The organism is Micromonospora sp. CA-249363, assembly GCF_050950185.1.
GTDB lineage: Bacteria > Actinomycetota > Actinomycetes > Mycobacteriales > Micromonosporaceae > Micromonospora.
This window is the reverse complement of the sequence record NZ_CP192020.1, coordinates 2727617-2749536: the sequence shown is the minus strand read 5'-3', so window position 1 is coordinate 2749536 and position 21920 is coordinate 2727617. Positions and strand designations below refer to the sequence as shown.

Below are 21920 nucleotides of genomic sequence, written 5' to 3'. Positions count from 1 at the left end.
TGCGTGGTCCTCGCGTCGGTGGTGCTGTCGGTGGTGACGGTGTCGGCGACGGTCACTGGCACGCCTCGCACGACTCGGGGTTCTCCAGCGAGCAGGCCAGCGCCTCGGCGTCGCCCGTCAACGGCGCGACGACCGCGACGGTGGCCTGCTGGATGCGGGTGGCCGGCCGGGACCGCAGGTAGTAGGTGGTCTTCAGACCGGTCTTCCAGGCGTACAGGTACATCGAGGAGAGCTTGCCGATGGTGGGCGAGGCCAGGAACAGGTTCAGCGACTGGGACTGGTCGATGAACGGCGCGCGGGCGGCGGCCAGGTCGATCAACGCGCGCTGCGGCAGCTCCCACGCGGTGCGGAACAGCTCCCGCACCTCGGCCGGCAGCTCCACGACCGACTGCACCGACCCCTCGGCCCGCTTGATCGCCGACCGGATCTGCTCGGTCCACAGGCCGCGGGCCTTCAACTCGCGTACGAGAGCGGTGTTGACCTGGAGGAACTCCCCCGACAGCGTCTCGCGCTTGAACAGGTTGGACACCTGCGGCTCGACGCACTCGTAGCAGCCGGCGATCGAGGCGATCGTCGCGGTGGGCGCGACCGCCACCAGCAGCGAGTTGCGCAGCCCGTACTCCCGCACCTGCTGGCGCAGCGCGGTCCAGCGCGCGGTCTGCGTACCCTCGACACCCCACAGGTCCGGTTGCAGGTCGCCCCGCGCGGCCCGCGTCTGCGCGAACGCCGGGTGTGCGCCGAACCGGCGGGCCAGGTCGGCGGAGGTCTCCAGCGCGGTCAGGTACAGCTCCTCGCTGATCCGCGTGGACAGCTCCCGCGCGGCCGGCGCGTCGAAGGGCAGCCGCAACGCGAAGAACACGTCCTGCAACCCCATCAACCCGAGCCCGACGGGCCGCCAACGGGGGTTGCTCGCCGCCGCCTGCGGGGTCGGGTAGTAGTTGATGTCGATGACCCGGTCGAGGAACGTCACCGCCGTGCGGACCGTGGCGCGCAGCCGTTCCCAGTCGATGCCGTCGTCGGTGAGGTGGGCGGCGACGTTCACCGAGCCGAGGTTGCACACGGCGGTCTCGTCGTCGCTGGACACCTCGATGATCTCGGTGCAGAGGTTGGAGAGGTGCACCACGTTGCCCGGCTCGGCCGTCTGGTTGCACAGCCGGTTGGCCGCGTCCTTGAAGGTCATCCAGCCGTTGCCGGTCTGGGCGAGGGTCCGCATCATCTTCCCGTACAGCTCGCGGGCGGGCAGCTGCCGCACGTAGCGGCCCTGCGCCTCGGCGGCCCGGTACGCGGCGTCGAACCGCTCGCCCCACAGGTCCGGCAGCTCAGGCACCTCGTCCGGGTCGAACAACGACCACATCTCGTCGGCCTCGACCCGGCGCATGAACTCGTCCGGGATCCAGTTGGCCAGGTTGAGGTTGTGCGTACGCCGGGCGTCCTCGCCGGTGTTGTCCCGTAGCTGGAGGAACTCCTCGATGTCCGGGTGCCACGGCTCCAGGTAGACGCAGGCCGCGCCCTTGCGCCGGCCGCCCTGGTTGACCGCCGCGACGCTCGCGTCCAACGTACGCAGCCACGGCACGATGCCGTTGGACTGCCCGTTCGTGGCCCGGATCAGCGCGCCCCGGGACCGGACCCGGGAGAACGCGATGCCGATGCCACCGGCGAACTTGGACAGGTTGGCGACCTGGGCGTACCGCGCGTAGATCGAGTCCAGCTCGTCGCGGGGCGAGTCCACCAGGTAGCACGAGGACATCTGGGTGTGCCGGGTACCGGAGTTGAACAGGGTCGGCGAGCTGGGCAGATAGGCGAGGCTGGACATCAGCCGGTAGAAGTCGACCGCCTCCTGCGGCGTACGGGACAGGCCGCAGGCCACCCGCAGCAGCCAGTACTGCGGGGTCTCCAGCACCAACCGGGTGGTGGGGTGGCGCAGCAGGTACCGGTCGTAGACGGTGCGCAGGCCGAAGTACTCGAAGCGGCGGTCGCCGTCGGCGTCGACGGCGTTGTCGAACGTCTCCGCGTGGGCGGCGACGAACGCGGCGGTCTCGTCACCGATCAGACCCTCGGCGTGGCCGGCCCGGATCGCCGCGCTGAACGACGTGACGCCCTGCCGCCGCACCTCCTTGTCGACGTAGCCGGCCAACAGCCGCGCGGCCAGGCGCGAGTACTGCGGCTCCGCGCCGATCATCTCGGCCGCCGTCTGGATGGACAGCCGGTCCAGCTCGGCCGTCGTCGCGCCGTCGTAGAGGCCGCTGATCGTACGGGTGGCCACCCGCATCGGGTCGACGTCGGTCAGGTCGTCGGCCCACCGCTCGACCGCCCGGACGATCTTGTTCACGTCCACGGCCTCGGTGCCGCCGTCGCGCTTGCGCACCTGCATCGGCGTCCGCCGCACGGCCTCGCCGCTGACCGGGACCACCTCGGTGACTGTCACCACTCACTCCTCGGGAGTTCGAGACCTCAAGGGCCCTCGGACGCAAGGAGGCGGACACCGCCGGACTCCACGCCGCGCGGGCGTGGGTCAGGTGGCGTCAGCCGTACCGCGCGGCCTCGGACCGCCGCGCGCCCGGGTTCGGGTACGCGGCGCGCTGGCAGGTCTTCGGACTCGCGGGCGCGACCGGGCCCACCCGGTCACCTACTGGCCGTCGCTTCCCAGGCCGATGGCCCAGTGCTGATGACGGCGGTCGTTCCCACTCACCGCTGCGGGACAGTCCCGGATTTCCACCGGGTTCCCTCTTGCCTCGACCACTCACTCGGAACGGCCGAACCAGCTGCGGTCGACACCATATATAGGGGCGAGCACGTTTGTCACACCCCACATGTCGGTCTCGGGCGTGTCGCGGTCGACGGTGACGGTCCTCGTCGATCGACTCGGGCCGGACGGCGGACGGTGACGCCCCGACCGTCGTCATCGGCTTGACCGAGGAGAACCGGCACCGCTACGGTCGACCCACTATCTGCGGCGACGCGAGGGAAGCCGGTGAGAATCCGGCGCGGTCGCGCCACTGTGAGCGGTCCCCAGCCCGGGGGTCGCGAGCCAGGACGCTCGGTCGTCCGCAGCCTTGCGATGGGGACGCGTCATCCCCGAGGAGGTTCGTCCACGCATGTCCAGCTCCACGTCCAGCCAGCCGCTGGCGCACCCCGCTGTCCCGACCCGTCTCCTGTGGACGGTACTGGCCACCGTCGCCGCGCTCGCCCTGCTGACCTACCTCGTCGCCTTCGACCAGGGGGCCGTCTCGCGCAGCGGGATGTACCTGCACGAGCTGATGCACGACGGCCGGCACCTGCTCGGTGTCCCGTGCCACTGACGGGCACCGCACCCACGTTCGTCTCGGTCCTGCTGCGCGGGCTGCTCGCCGGCCTGGTGGCCGGCCTCCTCGCCGGGACGTTCGCCTACGTCGTCGGGGAGCCACACGTCGAGGCGGCCATCGCCATCGAGGAGGCGGCCACACACGCCGAGCCCGTCGCCGACGGGCACCAGCACGGCGAGGACGCCCTGGTCGGCCGCAACGGCCAGCGCGGCGGCCTGTTCCTGGCCACCGGCCTCTTCGGCGCCGCGATGGGCGGTCTGCTGGCCAGCGCGTACGTCCTGCTCAGCCGTCGTCGGCGGACCGCCGACGACGGGCGGTCCGGGCTGCTGCTGGCCGGTGGCGCGCTGCTCGGCGCGGTGATCGTGCCGTTCCTCAAGTACCCGCCGAATCCGCCGGCCATCGGCGACCCGGCCACCATCAACCAGCGCACGGTCACCTACCTGCTGATGGTGGTGCTCGGCCTGGTGGCGGTCTGGTCCGGTTCGCTGGGCTACCGGTCGGTCGGCGAGCGCGCCCCGGTGTGGCTGCGCGTCAGCGCGGCGGTCGGCGGGTTCCTGCTGGTCACCGTCGTGTCGTACGTGGTGCTGCCGTCGTTCCAGGAGGTCCCCGGCGACTTCCCGGCGACGCTGCTGTGGAGCTTCCGCCTCGCCTCGCTCGGCACCCAGGTGGTGCTGTGGACCGGGATCGGCCTGCTCTTCGCCGCCCTGACGCACCGCCAGCGCGTGGTCGCCGACGCACGACTGGCGGGGTGAGCGCCACCAGTCTGCGGCTGGTCGCCCACGGTCACACCGCCGCCCTGCGGCAGGCCCGGTTCGGCGGGGACGACAGTCTGGACGAGGGCGGCCGGCGCGCCGCCCTCGCCCTGTCCCCCGCTGGTACGGGCCGGCGACAGGGTCACGCCGTGGCGTGCCTGTCCAGCCCCGCGGCGGCGGCCGTGGAGACCGCCCACGCTCTCGGCCTCGCGCCCACCGTCGAGACGGCGCTGACCGACTGCGACTACGGCGACTGGACCGGGCGGTCCCTGGCGGAGATCGCCGCGTCGCGACCGGACGGGCTGCGCGAGTGGCTGTCTGCGCCGGACGCGGCGCCACACGGCGGTGAGTCGGTCGTCGCGCTGCGCCGGCGCGTCGGTCGGTGGCTGGACGCGCAGCGCGGCGCCGGTCGACGGGTCACTGCCGTCACGCACCCGCTCGTGATCCGGGTCGCGCTCGTGCACGCCCTGGATCTGCCACTGGCGGCGTACCGGCAGTTCGACGTCGCGCCACTGGCCGTCGTCCGACTCACCGACCACGGTCCACGGTGGCAGCTCCGCCTGGACGCGGCACCGGCACCGGCGGACTGGTGACGAGGGCCTACCGCGGCTCCTCTAGAGCTGCCCCGGATCCGGGGCAGCGAGCCGGGGCCGCCGGTCGGGCGGGCCCGGAACGGATGTCGGGCGGGCCGTGTTCCACGACCCGCCCGACTGATGTGCTCCCCGCCTACTTCGTGCCGGTGACCGTGAACGGTCGGGACACCGTCGCCTTCGAACGGGACCCGGACAGCGTCACGCTGGTGGCCCCGGGCTCCGTCGCATCCGGGACGCCGACGGTCCCGCCGGCGACGATGCCGTCACCGTTCGCGTGTACCGTGCCGACCCGACGCCCGTCGCCGAGGCTGACCGTGATCGCCTCGTTCGGCGCGAAGCCGGAGCCGTCGACCGTGATCGACGTGCCACGCGGCGCGGACGGCGTGGGCAGCGACAGGCGCGGCTGGTAGGCCGGATCCGCCGTACCCGCGGTCACCTGCACGGTTGCCGTCGCCGGCGTGCCGGAGGACGCGCCGGTGGCGCGGACGGCGTACCGCCCCGGTGGCGTGTCCCCGGAGGTCGCGACGGTCGCGCGGACCGTGCCCGTCGCGGACGCCGAGACCGTCACCTCGCGGGTGGCGGCAACCGCGAGGCCCACCGTCACCCGCTCCCCGGCGGCGAACCCGCTGCCGACGACCGTGACCGCGTCGCCGGCGGCGACCGACTGCGTGCCGGACACCGCGAGGGTGGTGGCCGCCCCGCCCCGCCGAACGGTCACGGTGAAGGTGGCGGTGCTGCTCGACAGCGAGTCCCACGCGGTGACGCGCACCGTGTAGGTGCCCTCGCGGGCGTAGGTGTGCCGGCCGCTCAGCGCGCCGTCCGCGCCGACCGTGGCATCGTCCGGAACCGTCCCGTCGCCCCACTGGACGCGGGCGTGGTAGCCGGTCGTGTCGGGAACACCGCCGGTCACCGATCCGAGGTTCGCCGTGAGGACCTGTCCGGCGTCGACGCTCTGGTCGCCCGGGGCGGTGGTCACCAGCGCGGCGGCCGGAGTGCCGTCGTCGGCGACGGCGAACACGTGGATCCGGCCCGCCGAGCGGGGATCGCCGGTCTGCGTCGGCAGGGTCACCGAGACCAGCGTCTTACCCGCCGGGATCTGGTACGGCGTGGTGGCGAACAGGAACGGCTGGGCGCCGTCGCGGCTCGTGCCACTGAGCCGGTACGCGGACTTCGCGACCACGATGTTGCCGTACGACGGCGTCCCGTTGGCGTTGCCGCCCAGCGTCCAGTCACTGAACTGGATCGGAATGCCGGCGGTGCTGCCGTCGCTGAACGTCGCCGTGCCGGTGGTGCTCTGGTTGCCCTGCGTGCCGGCGCCGATGAACGAGATGCTCCGGGCATCGGCCGGCAGGCGCAGGGCGATCGTCGCACCGTTGCCGGTGGCGTTGTCCGGCTGCCCGGCCGGAACCTGCGGCAGGGTGAAGCCCAGCGCGGTGCCCGGCACCTGGTGCCGCTGCCCCTGGGTCACGCCCGCCGCCGCCAGTGCGGCCCGCGAGTACGCCCACGACTTCGCGTCGCAGTCCGCCGCGAGGGTGCCCTCGTCGCCGACGCACACGGTGTCGAACGCCGCGGTGAGGCCGGAGTTCGCCGCGTACGAGACGTCGACGCCGACCGTCACCGAGCCCTGACCGACGCCGTCGGTCACCGTGACGCTCGCCTGGTGGTAACCCGGCGTGGCGTAGGTGTGCTCGCCGCTGACGCGGTAGACCTCCCGGGAACTCAGCGTCAGCGTGCCCTCGGTGGCCGGTGAGCCGTCACCCCAGTCGATCGTGGCCCGGTAGTCGTCGGCGACGCCGCCGGTGACCGTGGCCAGGGCCATCGTGGCGGGCGCGCCGGAGCGGGCGTGCACGCCGTCGCTGGCGGTCACCGTGATGTCACCGCCGCTCAGGTCGAGGTCGCCCCCGGCGAGCAGCTCGATCTCGGCGAGGGTCGGCTGGGCCGCGCCGACGGTCTTCGTCACGACGAGGCGGAACTGGGAGTACCGCCCGGGCTTGTCGACCCGGAACGGCCGGGTCTGGTTGCGCCAGCGGAACACCTCGCCCGCGCGCGTGTCCAGCGTGCTCCAGGTGAGACCGTCGGTGGAGCCCTGCAACCGCCAGTCCGCCGGGTCACCCGCGGTCGCGCCGGAGGTGATGGTGTAGTAGGTCGGCTTCTGCCGGCCACCACGGGTCGCCCAGCCGATCTGCGGCGTGCCCGACGACGTCGTCAACTGGGTGGTGGACGAGTCGTCGAACAGCGTCGACGCGTCCGGACCGCCGCTGACGGTGGCGGTGCCGAGGCCCGGCCCGGTCACGTCCTCCAACGGCTGCGGTACGGCGTCGCCCTTGGTCAGCGACGGGGGGATGGCGTCGCGGCCGGTACCCCACGACGACGGGTTCGGTCCCATCTGGAAGTCGATCGTGCCGCCCCGGGCGAGCGCGGAGACGTCGACGGAGACCTCGCGCTGCTTCTTGCCGTTGACCTTCACGCTCTGCACGTACACGTTGCGGTCGTTGTTGTTCGCCGCGTTGACCACGATGTCGCCCGTCGGGCGGTGGACGGTCATCCGGGTGAACTGCGGTGAACCGATCGCCCAGTGGGTCGACCCGGCCTGCAACGGGTAGATGCCCAGCGAGCTGAGGACGTACCAGGCCGACATCTCGCCGTTGTCCTCGTCGCCCAGGTAGCCCTGGCCGATCTCGCTGCCCACGTAGAGACGCCGCAGGATCTCGCGCACGGCCGCCTGCGTCTTCGCGGGAGCGCCGGCGACGTCGTACAGGTAGGGGATGTGGTGCGACGGCTGGTTGCTCATGCCGAGCTGCCCCATCCGCACCGCGCGGGCCTCGATCATCTCGTGGATGACGCCGCCGTAGCCGCCGGGGCGGTCGGCGTTCTCCGGCGTCGCGAAGAAGGTGTCGAGCTTGTCGCGCAGCGCCTTCTGCCCGCCGTACAGGTTGATCAGGCCCTGGGGGTCCTGCTGTGCGGTGAACGCGAAGTTCCAGCCGTTGGTCTCGGTGTAGACGCCACCCCAGTCCAGCGGGTCACCGGCGAGGAACGTGCCGGCCGCGTCGCGGCCCTGGAACAGCTTCGTCTTCGGATCGAACAGGTGGACGTAGTTGCGGGCCCGCTCCAGGAAGTACCGGGACTCCTCCTTGAGCTGTTCGCGCCGCGACTTCGGCGTCGCCGGGTCCTTGGCCAGCGCGGCGGCCATGTTGCCGATGCCGTAGTCGTTGATGTAGCCCTCCAGCGCCCACGACACCGACTCGCCGGTGCTGGTCGGCGTGTAGCCGAGGAACAACGACGTCTCGATGCCCTTGCGGCCGACCGCGCCGCGTCCGGACGCCACGGTCGCGTCCTTGACGGCCGCGTCGTAGGCCGCGAGCGGATCGGGCAGCTTGACCCCGGTGAGGTACGCCTGCGCCAGGGCCACGTTCGCGCTGGTGCCGGTCATCAGGTCGGCGTAGCCGGGCGACGACCAGCGGGCGATCCAGCCGCCGTCGCGGTAGTGCTGGACGAACCCGTCCGAGATCTTCGCGGCGACGTCCGGGTAGAGCAGCGAGTACGCGGGCCACACCGTGCGGTACGTGTCCCAGAACCCGTTGTTGACGTAGATCTGCCCGTCGACGATCTTCGCGCCGGTCCGGGTGGCGGTCGACGTGCCGGTCGGCGCGGACACCGGGCTGGCGTACTGCCAGTGGGGGGCGGCGGCGGTGCCGGTGTTCTCGGACTGCGAGTTCGGGTAGAGGTTCAGCCGGTACAGGTTCGAGTACATGGTGACGAGTTGCGTCTCGGTCGCGCCCCGCAGCTCGACCCGGCCGAGGCGGTCCTTCCAGGCGGCGGTGGCGGCGTCGCGGATCGCGTCGAAGCTCCGGCCGGTCACCTCCAGGTCGAGGTTGCGACGGGCCTGGTCGACGGAGAGGAACGACGTCGCGATCCGCATCGTCACCTGGCGGTTCGCGGAGACGTCGAAGGTCGCCGACGTCGCGGTGACCGCCGTCGGCGCGCGGTCGAACTCACCGGACACGAACATCCGGCTACGTCCGGCCGAGAGGCCGCTTCCGTTGTCGACCCAGCCGGTGAACGTGCTGTCGGCGCCGAGGGTGAAGGTGCCCTTGGAGAAGACGAGACTTCCGGTCGACGGTCCCGGCCCGAACGTGAACCGCATGATGCCGGCGTGGTCGGTCGGCGTCATCTCGGCGACCAGGCCGTTCTGTAGCGCGACCCGGTAGAGGTCCGGCCGTGCCGTCTCGTCGTCGTGGCGGAAGGCCAGCGCCCGGCTGGCGGGTGGCCCGGTGAGGGGGCCGTCGCCGGCCACCGGCATCACCGACATCTGGTTGCGGTCGCCCATCCACGGGCTGGGCTCGTGGGAGATCGCGAGGCCCTGCAACGTGGGCAGGTTGGCGGCGTTGTTGGCGCGGTGGTAGTCGTACTCCCACGAGTCCGAGGTCGCGTCGGTCACCGGGGTGAAGAAGTTGAACCCGTTCGGCACGGCGGTGATCGGCAGGTTGTTGCCGCGCGAGAACCCGCCCGTGGAGTTGGTGCCGCGGCGGGTGTCGACGTAGTTCGTCAGCCGGGAGCCGTCGATCGCCGCCGGATTCCCGGTCAGCTCGATGTCGTCGAGCCACCCCTGGAACAGGGTGTCCTCGGTGGCCTGCGGGTCGTCGTACGCCAGCAGGACGCGGTCGATCGTCTTGCCGCGGGCGATTGCGCCGATGTCGGCGCTGACCGCGTTCCACTGGTCGGCGAAGAGCGCCTTCGAGGCGCCCTGGCCGGCCGGCGTGAGCGGGTTGCCGTGCTGGTCGACGGCCGAGCGTCCACTGAGGTAGCTGCCGTCGGTGAAGTGCAGGTCGACCGAGGCGTAGGTGGACGGGTAGCGGGCGTCCTGGCCGGTGAACTCGGGGAAGATCCGGTACGACAGGCGGGTGTCCGGCCCGACCGGGATGTCGACGTCGAACAGCTTGTTCGTCGCGTACGAGCGGCCGGCGCTCTGGGCGCCGCCGTGGTAGCGCAGCGCGGCCAGCCCGGTGAAGCCGACACCCGGCTTCGTCGTGTAACCACCGGTCGGGCCGGGCCCGATCTCGGTGACCATGGGAGTGGCCGGCGGTCGGACGTCCGAGCCGTCGCTGATGTCCCAGCTGGCGAGCTGGGTCAGGGAGTCGCCGGAGTTCGCGGAGATCGCCAGCCGGTACCAGCCGTAGGCCGTCGTGTTGGTGACGCCGTACCTGTTGGTGGCGAACCGCTTGACGAAACCCTGCTTCGTCTGGCGGTCCAGGTCCACCCAGGCACTGCCGTCGGTGGACCCCTGGAGGGTGAAGTCGCGGGGATCGCGGCCCGGCTCGTCGTCCGCCGAGGTCAGCGCGTACCGCTTGACGACCGCGGGCTTCGCCAGCTGGTACGTCACCCACGCGGTCGGTTCGAACGCCAGCCACTTGGTCGACGGGTTCCCGTCGGCGAGGTTCGCCGCGATCTCGTTCGGCGGGTTCTGGGCGCTCGCGGTGGTGGCCTCGACCTGACCGAGCAGGCTGCCGGGCAGGTTCGCGTTGCTCGACCCGCTGAGGTTGCCCTGTACGGGCCGACCCGAGCGGTCGACCTCGACGGTGCTCGTGGCGGGCTGCGGGTCGGCCGATTCGAACGAGGAACGGAAGGCGCCCGGTGGCGGGGCGCTGGGTGCGGCGCTGGCCAGCGGCGCGGCGACGACCATCCCCAGGGGGAGCAGGACGGCGGTTGTCGCCACGGCTATCCGTAGAGAGACGGCGCGCGCACGGGGGAGATACGGCATGGGGGCGGGACCTTTCGACTCGGTCCGGTCGAGGACGTCGAGTGTCTGGGTGGAGGGGACAGTGGCAGTGGACGGTGGGCCGGACTCTGACATCGTTGTCATCGGGCGTGCCTGACAAGCGAGGGCAGATCCGGTGGATGTTGGGCAGATGCTTCCGGGCAACCACGGCCCTGTCAATGGGTTGATCGCCGCGAAACACGGTCGTCGCGTCCCGGGTGGACTCGCGGCTGCTCAGCGACCGCCCGCGGCCAGCTCGGCCAGCATCCCCTCGCAGCTCCGCACGACCACCTCCGCACCGCGCCGCTGGGTCAGCGGGAGCAGCGGATCCTCGGCCCGGTCCCGCCACCGCCACTGGGCGTCCGCAGCGGTCTCCCAGAGCCGTTGGGCGGTCGCCTCGTGCTCGACACCCAGCCGGGCGGCCAGGGAGACGCCCTCGCCGCCGACCAGGCGCTGCGCCTCGGCGGCCAACTCGGCGTCGAAACCGAGACGGGCGTTGCGCAACGCCACCAGCAGGCGTAATTCACGGAACTCGTGCGCGCCCGCCAGGATCTGCTCGATCGCGCCGACCAGCTCGTCGCTGCCCCGGACCGGCTCGGCCCGTACCAGGGACTCCACCGCGGCCAGCGCCGAGCGCGCCTTGAGCGCGTCGCGCCGATCGACGAAACAGCGGGTCATCGACTCGCGCAGCTCGGTGAGTCCACTGCGTCGGATCAGCTCGGCCGACATCGCCACCCGGGTGTCGAACCCGCCGCGCACCAGGGTCGTGGCCAGTCGGATACCGAAGAGACCGAACCGGTCCAGCAGGCCCGCGCGCGCCTCGGGGTCGAGACGCACCGGCAGTTCGCCACGGACGAAGCGGTCGGCGGAGAGCAGGTGGGGTTCCAACTCGGCGCGGGGCACCCCGGCCAGCGTCGCCAGCGCGGCGAAGTCGGACTCGCCGAGCAGCCGACCCGCGAGGCCGACAGCTCCACTGCACGCCACCACGTTGACCGCCAACGCGCCCACCCGGGGATCGCGGTGGTGCCGGCGGGCCAACTGCCGGGCGGTGAGCAGCCCGTCGATCCGGCCACCGCCGACCTCGTCCGCCCGGGACAACACCATGATCACGTTGACCGGAGCGGCCTGCCCGACGGCACTGTCCCGACCGGACTCCAGCACCCGCAGATCGCTGTCGCGGCCGTCCCGGGTCAGGAACAACACCGCGTCCGCGTCGGCCAGCACGCGATCCAGCACCGGCGTATGCCCCTGCTCGTCGACGGTGGCGAGCGCCGGGGTGTCGATCAGCGTCACCTGCCGCAGCGCCCGCGTCGGCCACCGCACCACGATGTCGCGCACCTCCCCGGCCCGCCAACCGAGATCCACCCGCATGCCGGTCGCCGACTTGACCACCGCCAACTCCTGCGGGGGTTGCCCCACCGGGTAGGCGGTGGCGCCCGGTGACGCGCCGTCCTCGTACCAGGTGAACGCGCCGTCGGCGCCCTCGACCGGCGCGACCTCCTCCCCCATCAGCGCGTTGAGCACCGTCGACTTGCCCGCACGCCACGGCCCGGCGACCGCGATCCGCAACGGCTGCTCCAACCGCGCGATCTGGTGCCGCAGCCGCCCGACGGCCCGCGCGTCGTGCTGGTAGACCTCCAGCGCCTGGTGCAGGAGCCCCCAGGCCGCCTCGTCCAACCGCACCCCGACCGTCATGCCCCGGGCTCCAACAGCACCGGCGTCGACCGGGTGGCGGTCAGGTGCTGGGACTGCTCGTAGAGCGCGGCGAGACGGGTCATCTTCGACCGGATCTCCCGCTGCCGCTGCTCGCGCAGGACGACATCGGTGTCGGCCTCCTGCTTCGCGCTGCGGAACGACTGCACGATGGCCTCCTGCAACTCCTCGGTGAGACCCGTGAAGTGGTCGCGCAGCATCCGTTGTACCTGTCGGGCGGCGTCCCGGCAGTCCCGGACCATCCGGACGAAGAACTCGTCGACGTGTCGCTGGATGGCCGTCTTCACGGTCGCCTGGCGGCGGCGCAGCATCTGCTTGCTCTCGTCGCGAATGCTCTTGCCGCCGAAGAGGGCGCCGATGCCGACCGAGACCGGGTTGATCATCGGCATCCCGGCCAGGGTGGTCGCCAGGCCGAACATCAGCATGCCGCCGTACGAGCCCTTCATGCCGGTGAACAGCTTCTGACCCGTCGTGAACCGGTCGATCCTGGGCCGTTCCAGGTCGGGCAGCCGGTCGCCGATATCCTCGGGCATCGTCATCGACCAGGGCGGCAGCACGTCGTAGCCGTACCGGTTGAAGTGGGCGGCCACCCGGCGGGCGATCCAGTCGCAGCGCTGGACCAGCCACTCGTGGTTGGCCTCCGCGGCCTCCACCAGGCTCCGCGACAGCCACTCCTCGAAGGTGTCCCAGGCGACCAGCGGGTCGGCCTCATCGAACGCCTCGTCCACCGCGCGCAGGATCTGACGCGTCCGGTCCCGCAGGTCGTACTCGATGTCGGAGAGCAGGTCGGCCATCTCGTCGGAGAGGGTGTTCTGCCAGCGGGTCGAGCAGCGTCGCAGCTCGTCGACCTCGCGCTGGGCGGCGTGCAGCCGCGAGATCGGCCCGGACTGCTCCTCGGCCTCCTGCGTCGCCAACTCGGCGCGCAGCGGCGCGGCCAGTTGCTCCACCACCGTACGGGCCACCGCCTGCACCGACGCCCGCGCCAGGTGGTCGGCCTTGCCGGTCAGGTCCCGTTGCAGGCGGGCGATCAGCGCCGAAAAGCCGGACTCGGCGTTGAGACCACGGTCGTCGGCCGCCGCAGCGCGCAGCCGCAGCGTCGCCGACACCGGGATCAGCGGCACCGGAACGCCGGCATCGGCGAGGTGTTGCCGGTTGCGCTCGGCGACCGTCCGCCAGTCCGCCACCAGGTCGGTCTTGCTCTGCACCACGACCACGTTCGGTTGCGAGCGCATGACGTGCAGCAGCATGTTCAGCTCGGCCACCGAGAGTTCCCTGGTGGAGTCGGAGACCAGCAGCACGGCGTCCGCGCGGGCGGAGGCGGCCACCTCGGCGGCCGCGCCGAGCGCGGCGACCTGGTCGGTGCCCGGAGTGTCCACCAGCACGAGTCCGGAGGCGAGCAGCGCACGGGGCAGGCCGACCTCGACGTACGCCGGACCGCCGCCCGGCCGACGCCCGACGGCGCCGGACACGCCGGCCGCGACCTGGTCGAGCGCCAGGGGCGTCCGTTCGGCGAGCGTCGCCGCCGGCGCTCCCGCGGGGCGTCCGGCCGGTGGGGCCGGCGCCTGGACCATCGTGGCGCAGGCGGCCTCGGCGTGCTGCACCACGGTCGGCAGGAGGGTGGTGCGACCGTCACCGACCGGGCAGGCAGGCGCGTTGATGATCGCGTTGATGAGCTGACTCTTGCCCTGGTTCGGCTCGCCGACCACCAGGACCCGCAACGTCGGGTCGAGCAGTTGGGCACGCTTCTGCCGGACCGTCTGGAGCAGATCGCCGCGACCGTGTGTCGTGCACGTCCGGGCGATCTCGTCCAGTACGTCCAGCCAGATCCCCGCCATCACCGCACCAAGTGTGCGGATTTCGGCTCAATTAGCAAGAGGAGCCGGAGAGGAAACCGGGAAGGGCCGGGCCGCTCGACGCGACCCGGCCCCCCGCTTCCGACGGAAATTCCCGTCAGAGCAGACCGCCGGTGATGCCCAGCAACCCGTGATCCGACGAGGCGGGCCCCCCGTCGTGCGAGTCGCCGGTCACACCGTCGGTGAGCCCGCCGGTCACGTCACCGACCGTGCCGGTGACACCGGGAACGAGACTGTCCACGTGGTGCGTGACACCGCCCACCACGGACGGAACGTCCACCGGCGGCACCACGCCGCCGACGGTGCCGTCACCGAGGCCCAGGCCACCCAGGGTGTCGTGGACACCGAGGGAGCCGACGATGCCGTCGACCTGACCGTGCACGCCGGAGAGGACACCACCGGTGACATCGCCGCCGAGCACCGGGTCGGTGACGCCGAGCACGCCGGTCGGGTCCCCGACCGTCCCGGTCGCGCCGCCGAGCACCGGGTCCACGATGCCGTCGACCGGCTGCACCACGTCCGCGTCGAGCGTGTGCGCGACGTCGGCCACACCGGTCAGGTCGGTGTCGAGGCCGCTCGGCCCGACGCCCACGCCGATGCCCGGGAGCACGCTCACGCCGGCGGCGACGGTCGACGGGTCGACCGCGATGGCGCCGAGCACGCCGGCCTTGACGTCCACACCGGAGGGTGAGCTGGTGACGCTGATCTGCTGCGCCACGCTCTGCAGCTGGCCGACCACGTCGGTGGCGTCGGTCACCAGCGGGTCGAAGCCGAGCTGCCCGACCACCGGAGCCAGCGGCGCGAGGCCCGCGCCCGGCGCGTAGTCGACCACGAGCGGCACCACGTCCTGCACGTCGGCGGCGGTGATGTCGCTGAGACCCGCGGCGTGCAGCGCGCCCTCCGGGTCGAGGTCGAACGCCGACCGCGCGTCGGGGTTGGTCAGCAGGTCGAGCACGAAGTCGTGGAGGGTCTGTTGCGAGTCCATGTGCCGGTTCTCCTCGGATTGGCGTCGGCGACCGTCGTTCGTCGAGAGGAACGCTATGGCGGGGGGTCGGTCCCGGACATCGGGGCTGCGCCCGCAATCGATCACGCCGCGTTAGGGCATCGGTCGGCTCCGCCGTTAGGGGGACTGGGGGAAACCGTCCCGGTCAGATTAGGGTGCCGACCACGCAGTGATCTCTGGTACGAACGTAGGGGCCCGCGGGTTTCGCCGGGGGTGGGTCGCCGGGCAACGCCGACGCCATCGCCATCAGCCGGCCACTCGCGGAAAGAGAAGAGACGGATGCCGTACGTCCTGGGGATAGACATCGGAAGCACCAACACCGCCGCCGCCGTCGCTCGGCGGGACGGCCGGACCTGGACGCGTCCGGAGGCTGTCCCGCTGAACGCCGGCTCGCCGCTCGTACCGTCGGTGCTGCACCTGGCGGAGGACGGCGCGCTGCACATCGGCGGGCCCGCCACCGACGACGGCAGCCGTACCACCAGGGATTTCGTCCGTCGCATCGGCGACGACGTGCCCCTGCTGCTCGGCGGCGAGGCGTGCGCGCCGCAGACCCTCACGGCGGAGCTGGCAGCCTGGGTGGTGGAACAGGTGCACAGCGCGGAAGGCGGCCCGGCCGAGGCGGTCGTGCTCAGCCACCCGGCGAGCTGGCGGCCGTACCGACGGGAGCTGCTGCGCCGTGCGCTCGTCGACCTCGGGCTGCGCACGGTGACGCTGCTCCCCCGCACGGTCACGGTCGCGGAGAGTCACGCCGCGCGTGGCTTCGCGGGCACCACGGCGGCCGTCTACGCGTTGGGCGGCGCCAGCTTCGAGGCGGCCCTGGTACGGCGCACGCCGCGCGGCACCTACGAGACCTTCGGCACGCCGCAGGGTCTCGACCCGATCGGCGGCGCCGACTTCGACGAGCTGCTGGCCAGCCACGTCCGTACCGTGCTGTCCCGGGAGCTGGCCGCCATCGGGCGGCGGGACCACCACGCCGCCCTGCGCGGGCTGCCAGCCGAGTGTGACCGGGTCAAGCGGGCGCTGACCGTCGAGCCGACCGCCGACGTGGTGCTGAGCCTGCCGACCGGTCCGGCGCGCATACCGGTGACCCGCGCGCAGTTCGAGGCGATGATCCGCCCCACGGTGCAGGCCACCGTGGACCTCCTCCTGCGCACGGTGCACGGCGCCGGCCTGACGCCGACGCAGCTCGACGGGGTCCTGTTGGCCGGCGGCTCGACCCGCATCCCGCTGGTCAACGAGCTGATCAGCGCGGCGCTCGGTGTGCCGGTCGAGGTGGAGCCGGACGCTCAGCTCACCGCCGCGACGGGGGCGGCGAGCGCCGCCTGCCAGGTGGTGTCCCCCCGGCCACGCCCCCGACCCCCCGCCCCGGTCCGCGATCCGGCGCCGGTCTCGGACGGGGGCCGGGCGAGCATCCCGGCCCTGCGGCGACGGCGGGACCACGCCACCGTCCCGGGCGACCCTCCGCCCCGACCGCCGGTCCGGATCCTGCCCCTCGACCTGCCGAAGGCGTCCCGCCTGGCACTGACGCTCAGCCGGGGACGCGAAGGATGACCACAATGATCATGAAAGACCTCGTCGAGACTCGACTGGTGCTGGGCCGGGCGCCCAGGGCCCTGCTGGAAAGGGTCGTCGACGATCCGGTCACGCCCCTCACCGTCGGTCTGGCCGGTCCCGCCGGGCACGGCAAGACCGCCCTGCTCGCCGAGCTGACGCGCATCCAACAACGGGCCGGTGTCACCGTACGCACGGGCGCTCCCGCGCCCGGCGAGCCCGTCGACCCGGACGAGCTGATCCTGGTCGACGACGCGCACCTGCTCGACGACGAGCGGATCGCCGTGCTGCTGAGCCTGGTCGCCACCCGCCGGCACCGGCTGGTGGTCGCCCACCGCCCCTGGCCCCGGTCGGCGGCCCTCACCGAGCTGGTCGACACGCTGCGCCGGGACGGGCAGGCCGTGCTGCTCGGGCCGTTCACGCGGGAGCAGACGGCAGCCTGCGTCGCAGCCGTCCCCGAGTTGACCCAGCGCGCCGACCTCGTCGACTTCGTGCACGCGCAGACCGGGGGCGTCCCTCGCGACGTCGAGCGACTCACGCGCGGCCTGCGCGCGGCACCGAGCCTGACCACCGTCCCGGCCGAACCGCCCCGGTCCGTCGTCCTCGAATTCGCGCCGGAACTGGAGATCCAGCCCGCCCCCGTACGACGGCTGCTGCTCGCGGTCGCGGCCGGCGTACCGCTGCCGGTGGCCATGCTCGGCCCGCTCCTGGACCAGGAACCGGAGGCGGTCGACGAGCTGATCGCCACGACCCGGGCGGCCGGCCTGATCGGCGCGGACGGCCGGCTCACGCCACTGGTCCGCCGGGCCGTCACCACGCTCAGCCCGGCCACCGAGCGCAGCGCCCTCTGGCGTCGCCTCACCGAGTTGCAGCTCGCCCGGGGCGGCCCCGTGCTGCCGCTGGTCCGCTCGCTGCTCGCGGTGGGCGTCCTCGGCGACTGTCCGGCACCGACGCTGGCCGCTGCGGCGCAGGAGGCGCTTGCCGACGAGCCGGCCTTCGCCGCCGACCTGTTCGCCGCCGCCACGGCCGCCGGGCACCCGACCGGCGCCCGGCAGGCTCTCGCGGCCGCGCTCGCGGGCGACCTCGACGACGCGCTGCGCCTGGCGGACCGGCTGCTGACCACCGCCGACCCGGCGATCCGCGCCGAGGCGGCCGCAGTGGCCGCGACCGCGCTGGCGCACCGGGGCCACGCCGGCCGCAGCGTCGAGCTGTACCGGTGGTCGGGCATCGCCTCGTCGGTGGCCTTCGCCTCCGTGGGTGGGCTCGCCATCGGCGAACTGGCCGCCGCCGCGCCGCCCGTGGACGAGCCCGCCGGCGCGCCGCCCACCCTGCACGCCAGCGCCGCCCGGCTGATGGCCGACGGCGTACGCGAGAGCGTCACCGGGACGCCGAGCGCGGCGCTCTCGGCGCTCGTGCAGTCCGCCGCCCTGCTGGAACCGGACGGTCGGGCGGCCCTCCTGCCGGACAGCCCGGCGGCGCTCGCCGCGTTGACCGCCGTGCACTGCGGCGAGCTGGACATCGCCGAGCGGGTTCTGCACCGCGCACAGGCCGGCGGTGTCGGCGGCCCGCTGATGGCCCGCCGGCACCGGCTGTTGCAGGCCTGGATCCTCATGGTCCGGGGTCAGACGCTCACGGCCGCCGAACGCCTCGCCACGGTCACCGCCGACGAACGCCCGTTGGAATCCCGCGATCTGCTCTTCGCCGCCGCGCTGCGGATGGGCATCGCCCGGCGCACCAGCGACCTCGGCGCGCTCAAGCGGGGGTGGGGCCAGGCCCTGGAGGCGGTGGTCCGCCACGGGGTCGACCTGTTCACGCTGCTCCCGCTCGGCGAACTCGCCATCGCGGGCGCGCGGCTCGGTGACGTGGCCCGGCTGGCGCCCTACCTGCGGGAGGGCGATGCGCTGCTCGACCGACTCGGCACACCGACCCTGTGGAGCGTCCCGCTGCGCTGGAGCGGACTGCACGCCGCCATCCTGACCGGCGAGCCGGCGGCCGCCGACGACCATGTCGCCGCCCTGCTCGCCGCCGCCGAGCACAGCCGCTACGCCGGCGTGGTCGCCGCGGCGGCCGAGAGCTGGGTAGAGGTACTGCGGGGTGTGGTCGACCCGGTACGGGTCGAGGCCGCCGCCCGGGGCCTGCACGACACCGGACTGTGCTGGGACGGCGCCCGCCTCGCCGGGCAGGCCGCGATCCGCACCTCGGACCGGCGGGCGATGACCACCCTGCTCGAATGCGCCCGGGTCCTCCAGGGTCGGCCGGCCGCCCCGACCGGTGGGCAGCGGCCGAGCGACGGCGCGACCGCCACGCCGGCCGCCGCCGGCCCCACCCAGCAGGGGCTGAGCGACCGCGAGTACGAGGTGGCCGAGCTGGTGCTGGCCGGGCTGACCTACCGGGAGATCGGTGACCGGCTCTTCATCTCGGCCAAGACCGTGGAGCACCACGTGGCGCGCATGCGCAACCGGCTGCACTGCGCCAACCGGGCGGAGCTGCTGGCGTTGCTGCGGACCATGGTCGCCGACCGGGCCAGCGACGCCGCCGGACAGCCGTGGCCGCAGCGGTCGGCCCGATGAGCCGGCACATCGGACGGAGCGCCACGTGACGCGCGTACGACGCCCAGGGGTCCGGCTCGTCGCGGCCGCGGCGGTGCTGCTCACGCTGTGGTCGTACGCGGCCTATCTGACCGCCCAGGACGCCGTGGACCTGCTGCGGGTGCGTGCCCTGGCCGACACCCTGGGCCAGCCCATCGACCGGCTGGTGCTGAGCCTGCAGACCGAGCGCCGGGCGACCGCCGAGACGTTGGCCGGCGCCGCGCCCGCGCGGGCCACGCTGGCCGGGGCGCGGGCGGCGACCGACGTGGCGGCCGCGCAGGTCCGGGCATTCCCGGACGGACATGACCTGCGCCTGCTCAGCGCGGACGCGGTCCGCGACCGGGCCGACACCCTGATCCGGAGGCTGAACGGGCTCGGGGCGATCCGGTCCCGGGTGGACGACGGGCAACTCGACCAGGCCGCAGCGGTCGACGGGTACGACCAACTGGTCGACGCCGCCTTCGACGTGTACGGACCGGAGTGGGGCGCGTACGAGAGCAGGCTGGCGGTCGACACCCGCGCGGTGATCGCCCTGGCCCGCGCCCGTGAGCTGCTGGCCCGGGAGGACACCCTGGTCACGGCAGCCGTCGTGAGTGGTCGGCTGAGCACCGAGGAGCACCGCCGGCTGGTCGAGTTGGTCACCGTCCAGCGGTACGCGCGGGCCGAGGCCACGGCCGGCCTGCCCGCCGGCGGCCAGGGCGAACAGCAGCGGCTCGTGGCGGGTCCCGAGTTCGCGGGCCTGCTCGCCGTGGAGGACACGCTGCTGCGCACCGACCGGGCCGACGCGCTGCGCGGGATCAGCGCCAAGCAGTGGCGCACGGCGGCGGACACCGCCCTCGGCGCGCTGCACGAGCTGGTGACGACCACCGCCCGCGCGAGCGTCGAACGGGCCACCCCCGGAGCCGCGGTGATCGTGGGGCGGACCGGGGTGGTGGTCGGTCTCGGGCTGATCGCCGTCCTGGCGGTGCTGCTGGGCTGGGCCAGGGCCGTCCGGCGCGAACCCGGGCACGAAGCCCCGCCGGGCGCCGACCAGCGCCGGCACGAACCGCCGGCCGTACCCGTCGACCCCGCGCCGCCCGTCGCCGAGGACGGCGGCGGTCAGCAGGGCGCCGGGCCGACGCGGGAACGTGGCGCCATCGAGCTGTTCCTGGGGATCACCCGGCGCAACCAGGTCCTGCTCCGCGATCAGCTCGACCTGCTCGACGCGATGCAGCGGCGGGAACACGACGCCTCGGAGGCCGACGAGCTGTTCCAGCTCGACCACCTCACCACCCGCATCCGCCGCAACGTGGAGAAGGTGATCACCCTCGCCGGGGCGCGGCCCGCGCGCCGTTGGCGACGCCCGGTCCCCCTGCTCGACGTGACGCGCGGCGCGGTCGCCGAGGTGCCGGAATATCACCGGGTGCTGGTGGCGCCACACTGGCCGTGGTCGCTCGCCGGTCCGGCCGTCACGGACGTCGTACACCTGCTGGCCGAGCTGATCGAGAACGCCCTGTCCTTCTCGAACACGGACACCACGGTCCGGGTCACCGGCGAGCACCGGCCGCACGGCTGCGCGGTCGTGGTGGTCGACGACGGCCCCGGCTTCGACGCCACCGCGCTCGACGAGGCGAATCGCCTGCTCGCCAGCCCGCCGAGCGACCCGCCCAGCGACGCCGGAGGGCTGTACGCGGTCGCCCTGCTGGCCGCCCGGTCCGGTGCCCGGGTCATCCTGCGGCCGAGCCGGCGCGGCGGGACGGCGGCGATCGTGCACCTGCCGGCGGAACTGGTCACTGTGACCGGCGGCCCGGCCGCGACGGCCCCGGGGCCCGCGTACCGGCCGATCCCCGGGGCGGTCGAGGCGCCCGGCGCGGGGCCGACGGGCAGCGCCGACGGGCTGCCGATGCGGATCCGCCAAACCGGGCCGACCGTGCCCGGCCCCGGCAACGCCGGCCCCGAGACCGTCGAGCTGCCGATCACGAGAACAACGAGGAGACATCGATGACGCACGCAGTGGTCACCGAGGACAGCCTGACCGGCGCGCTGGACCGCCTGGTCGACCGGGTACGCGGTGCGGAGTTCGCCGTGGTGCTCTCCCCGGACGGGCTCCCGCTCGGCGGTTCCCGGCAGGTGGAGGCGAAGCTGGCCGAACAGATCTCCGGGATCGTGGCCGGCCTGTTGGCGCTGGGACTGGCCGCCACCCGGACGTGCGACGCGGGCGGGCTGCGCCAGATCGTGGTGCAGATGTCGCGGGCGTTCCTGTTCGTCGCCACCATCTCGAACGGGACCATCCTGACCGTGCGGATCTCCGGCGACGAGGTCGAGGTGGGCGACATGGCGTACGAGGTCGCGCTCTTCGTCGGGCAGGCCGAACGACACCTGCCGATCCGCCTCGAGACCGCCTCCGCGGCGAGGAGCGGAGACTCTGGTGCCCAGCGCCGGCTCCGCTGACGAGGCGTGGTACGACGACGACGCCGGCCCGGTCGCCCGTCCGTACACGATGACCGGTGGGCGTACGACGCCCGAGCGCGGCCGGTTCGACCTCATCTCGCTGGTCGTCGCCCGGCGGTCGGCGACATCGCCCACGTCGCTCTTCCCCGAACAGGCGCGGATCGTCGAGCTGTGTCACCATCCAGTGTCGGTGGCTGAGGTCAGCGCCGAGCTGGATCTGCCCCTGGGGACAGTCCGGGTCCTCCTCGGTGACCTGCTGGGGGCGGGGTTGGTCGAGACGCACGAACCGCCGTCGCTGTCGGAGCTGCCGTCGCAGGAGCTGCTCGAGTCGATACTCGTCGGGCTGCGCGCCCTGTGACCGTTCGGGTGCCACCGCGACC

13 protein-coding genes and 2 riboswitches are annotated in these 21920 nt (G+C 73.2%); of the genes, 8 read left to right on the top strand and 5 right to left on the bottom strand.

Translation table 11 applies throughout. From position 1 onward, the window contains the following. Window positions 1-52: 52 nt before the first annotated feature. Window positions 53-2371, bottom strand: a complete 2319-nt coding sequence (locus tag ACQPZK_RS12580) for a ribonucleoside-diphosphate reductase subunit alpha (RefSeq protein WP_433539191.1) — start codon at window positions 2369-2371, stop codon at window positions 53-55. Between the two features lie 193 nt (window positions 2372-2564). Beyond that, window positions 2565-2778, bottom strand: a riboswitch (cobalamin riboswitch). Between the two features lie 142 nt (window positions 2779-2920). After that, a riboswitch (cobalamin riboswitch) is annotated at window positions 2921-3060 on the top strand. Window positions 3061-3095: 35 nt separating this feature from the next. On the opposite strand from ACQPZK_RS12580, the gene ACQPZK_RS12575 reads away from it, so the two are divergent. The 3 genes from ACQPZK_RS12575 to ACQPZK_RS12565 are packed head-to-tail and all read left to right on the top strand — an operon-like array spanning window position 3096 to window position 4647. After that, window positions 3096-3299: a CbtB domain-containing protein gene (locus tag ACQPZK_RS12575; RefSeq protein WP_433538459.1), complete on the top strand. Its 204-nt coding sequence runs from the start codon at window positions 3096-3098 to the stop codon at window positions 3297-3299. Further along, window positions 3290-4054 (top strand): CbtA family protein, encoded by a 765-nt coding sequence (locus ACQPZK_RS12570; RefSeq protein WP_433538458.1) that lies wholly within the window; start codon window positions 3290-3292, stop codon window positions 4052-4054. Before ACQPZK_RS12575 ends, ACQPZK_RS12570 begins: the two co-directional genes overlap by 10 nt. Beyond that, a complete protein-coding gene (locus tag ACQPZK_RS12565; protein ID WP_433538457.1) occupies window positions 4051-4647 on the top strand; it encodes a histidine phosphatase family protein in 597 nt (198 codons plus the stop codon). The genes ACQPZK_RS12570 and ACQPZK_RS12565 overlap by 4 nt, the downstream gene beginning before the upstream one ends. A 133-nt stretch (window positions 4648-4780) precedes the next feature. Here ACQPZK_RS12565 and ACQPZK_RS12560 read toward each other — a convergent pair whose 3' ends face one another. From ACQPZK_RS12560 to ACQPZK_RS12545, 4 genes are all read right to left on the bottom strand, one after another. Beyond that, entirely contained in the window at window positions 4781-10360 is a 5580-nt protein-coding gene (locus tag ACQPZK_RS12560; RefSeq protein ID WP_433538456.1) for a GH92 family glycosyl hydrolase, read from the bottom strand. Window positions 10361-10636: 276 nt separating this feature from the next. Beyond that, window positions 10637-12097 (bottom strand): hypothetical protein, encoded by a 1461-nt coding sequence (locus tag ACQPZK_RS12555; protein ID WP_433538455.1) that lies wholly within the window; start codon window positions 12095-12097, stop codon window positions 10637-10639. Continuing rightward, entirely contained in the window at window positions 12094-13950 is a 1857-nt protein-coding gene (locus ACQPZK_RS12550) for a dynamin family protein (protein ID WP_433539190.1), read from the bottom strand. Before ACQPZK_RS12550 ends, ACQPZK_RS12555 begins: the two co-directional genes overlap by 4 nt. A gap of 115 nt (window positions 13951-14065) precedes the next feature. Continuing rightward, window positions 14066-14953: an IniB N-terminal domain-containing protein gene (locus ACQPZK_RS12545; RefSeq protein WP_433538454.1), complete on the bottom strand. Its 888-nt coding sequence runs from the start codon at window positions 14951-14953 to the stop codon at window positions 14066-14068. A gap of 297 nt (window positions 14954-15250) precedes the next feature. Here ACQPZK_RS12545 and ACQPZK_RS12540 point away from each other — a divergent pair, with 297 nt between their 5' ends. The 5 genes from ACQPZK_RS12540 to ACQPZK_RS12520 are packed head-to-tail and all read left to right on the top strand — an operon-like array spanning window position 15251 to window position 21898. Then, complete coding sequence (locus ACQPZK_RS12540) at window positions 15251-16522, top strand: Hsp70 family protein (protein ID WP_433538453.1); 1272 nt, start codon at window positions 15251-15253, stop codon at window positions 16520-16522. 5 nt (window positions 16523-16527) lie between these two features. Next, complete coding sequence (locus tag ACQPZK_RS12535) at window positions 16528-19092, top strand: LuxR C-terminal-related transcriptional regulator (RefSeq protein ID WP_433538452.1); 2565 nt, start codon at window positions 16528-16530, stop codon at window positions 19090-19092. A gap of 25 nt (window positions 19093-19117) precedes the next feature. Next, on the top strand, window positions 19118-21094 hold the full coding sequence (locus tag ACQPZK_RS12530) for a nitrate- and nitrite sensing domain-containing protein (protein WP_433538451.1): 1977 nt from the start codon (window positions 19118-19120) through the stop codon (window positions 21092-21094). Further along, a complete protein-coding gene (locus tag ACQPZK_RS12525) occupies window positions 21091-21540 on the top strand; it encodes a roadblock/LC7 domain-containing protein (RefSeq protein ID WP_433538450.1) in 450 nt (149 codons plus the stop codon). Before ACQPZK_RS12530 ends, ACQPZK_RS12525 begins: the two co-directional genes overlap by 4 nt. Further along, complete coding sequence (locus ACQPZK_RS12520) at window positions 21515-21898, top strand: DUF742 domain-containing protein (RefSeq protein ID WP_433121615.1); 384 nt, start codon at window positions 21515-21517, stop codon at window positions 21896-21898. Before ACQPZK_RS12525 ends, ACQPZK_RS12520 begins: the two co-directional genes overlap by 26 nt. The last annotated feature ends 22 nt before the right edge of the window (window positions 21899-21920 follow it).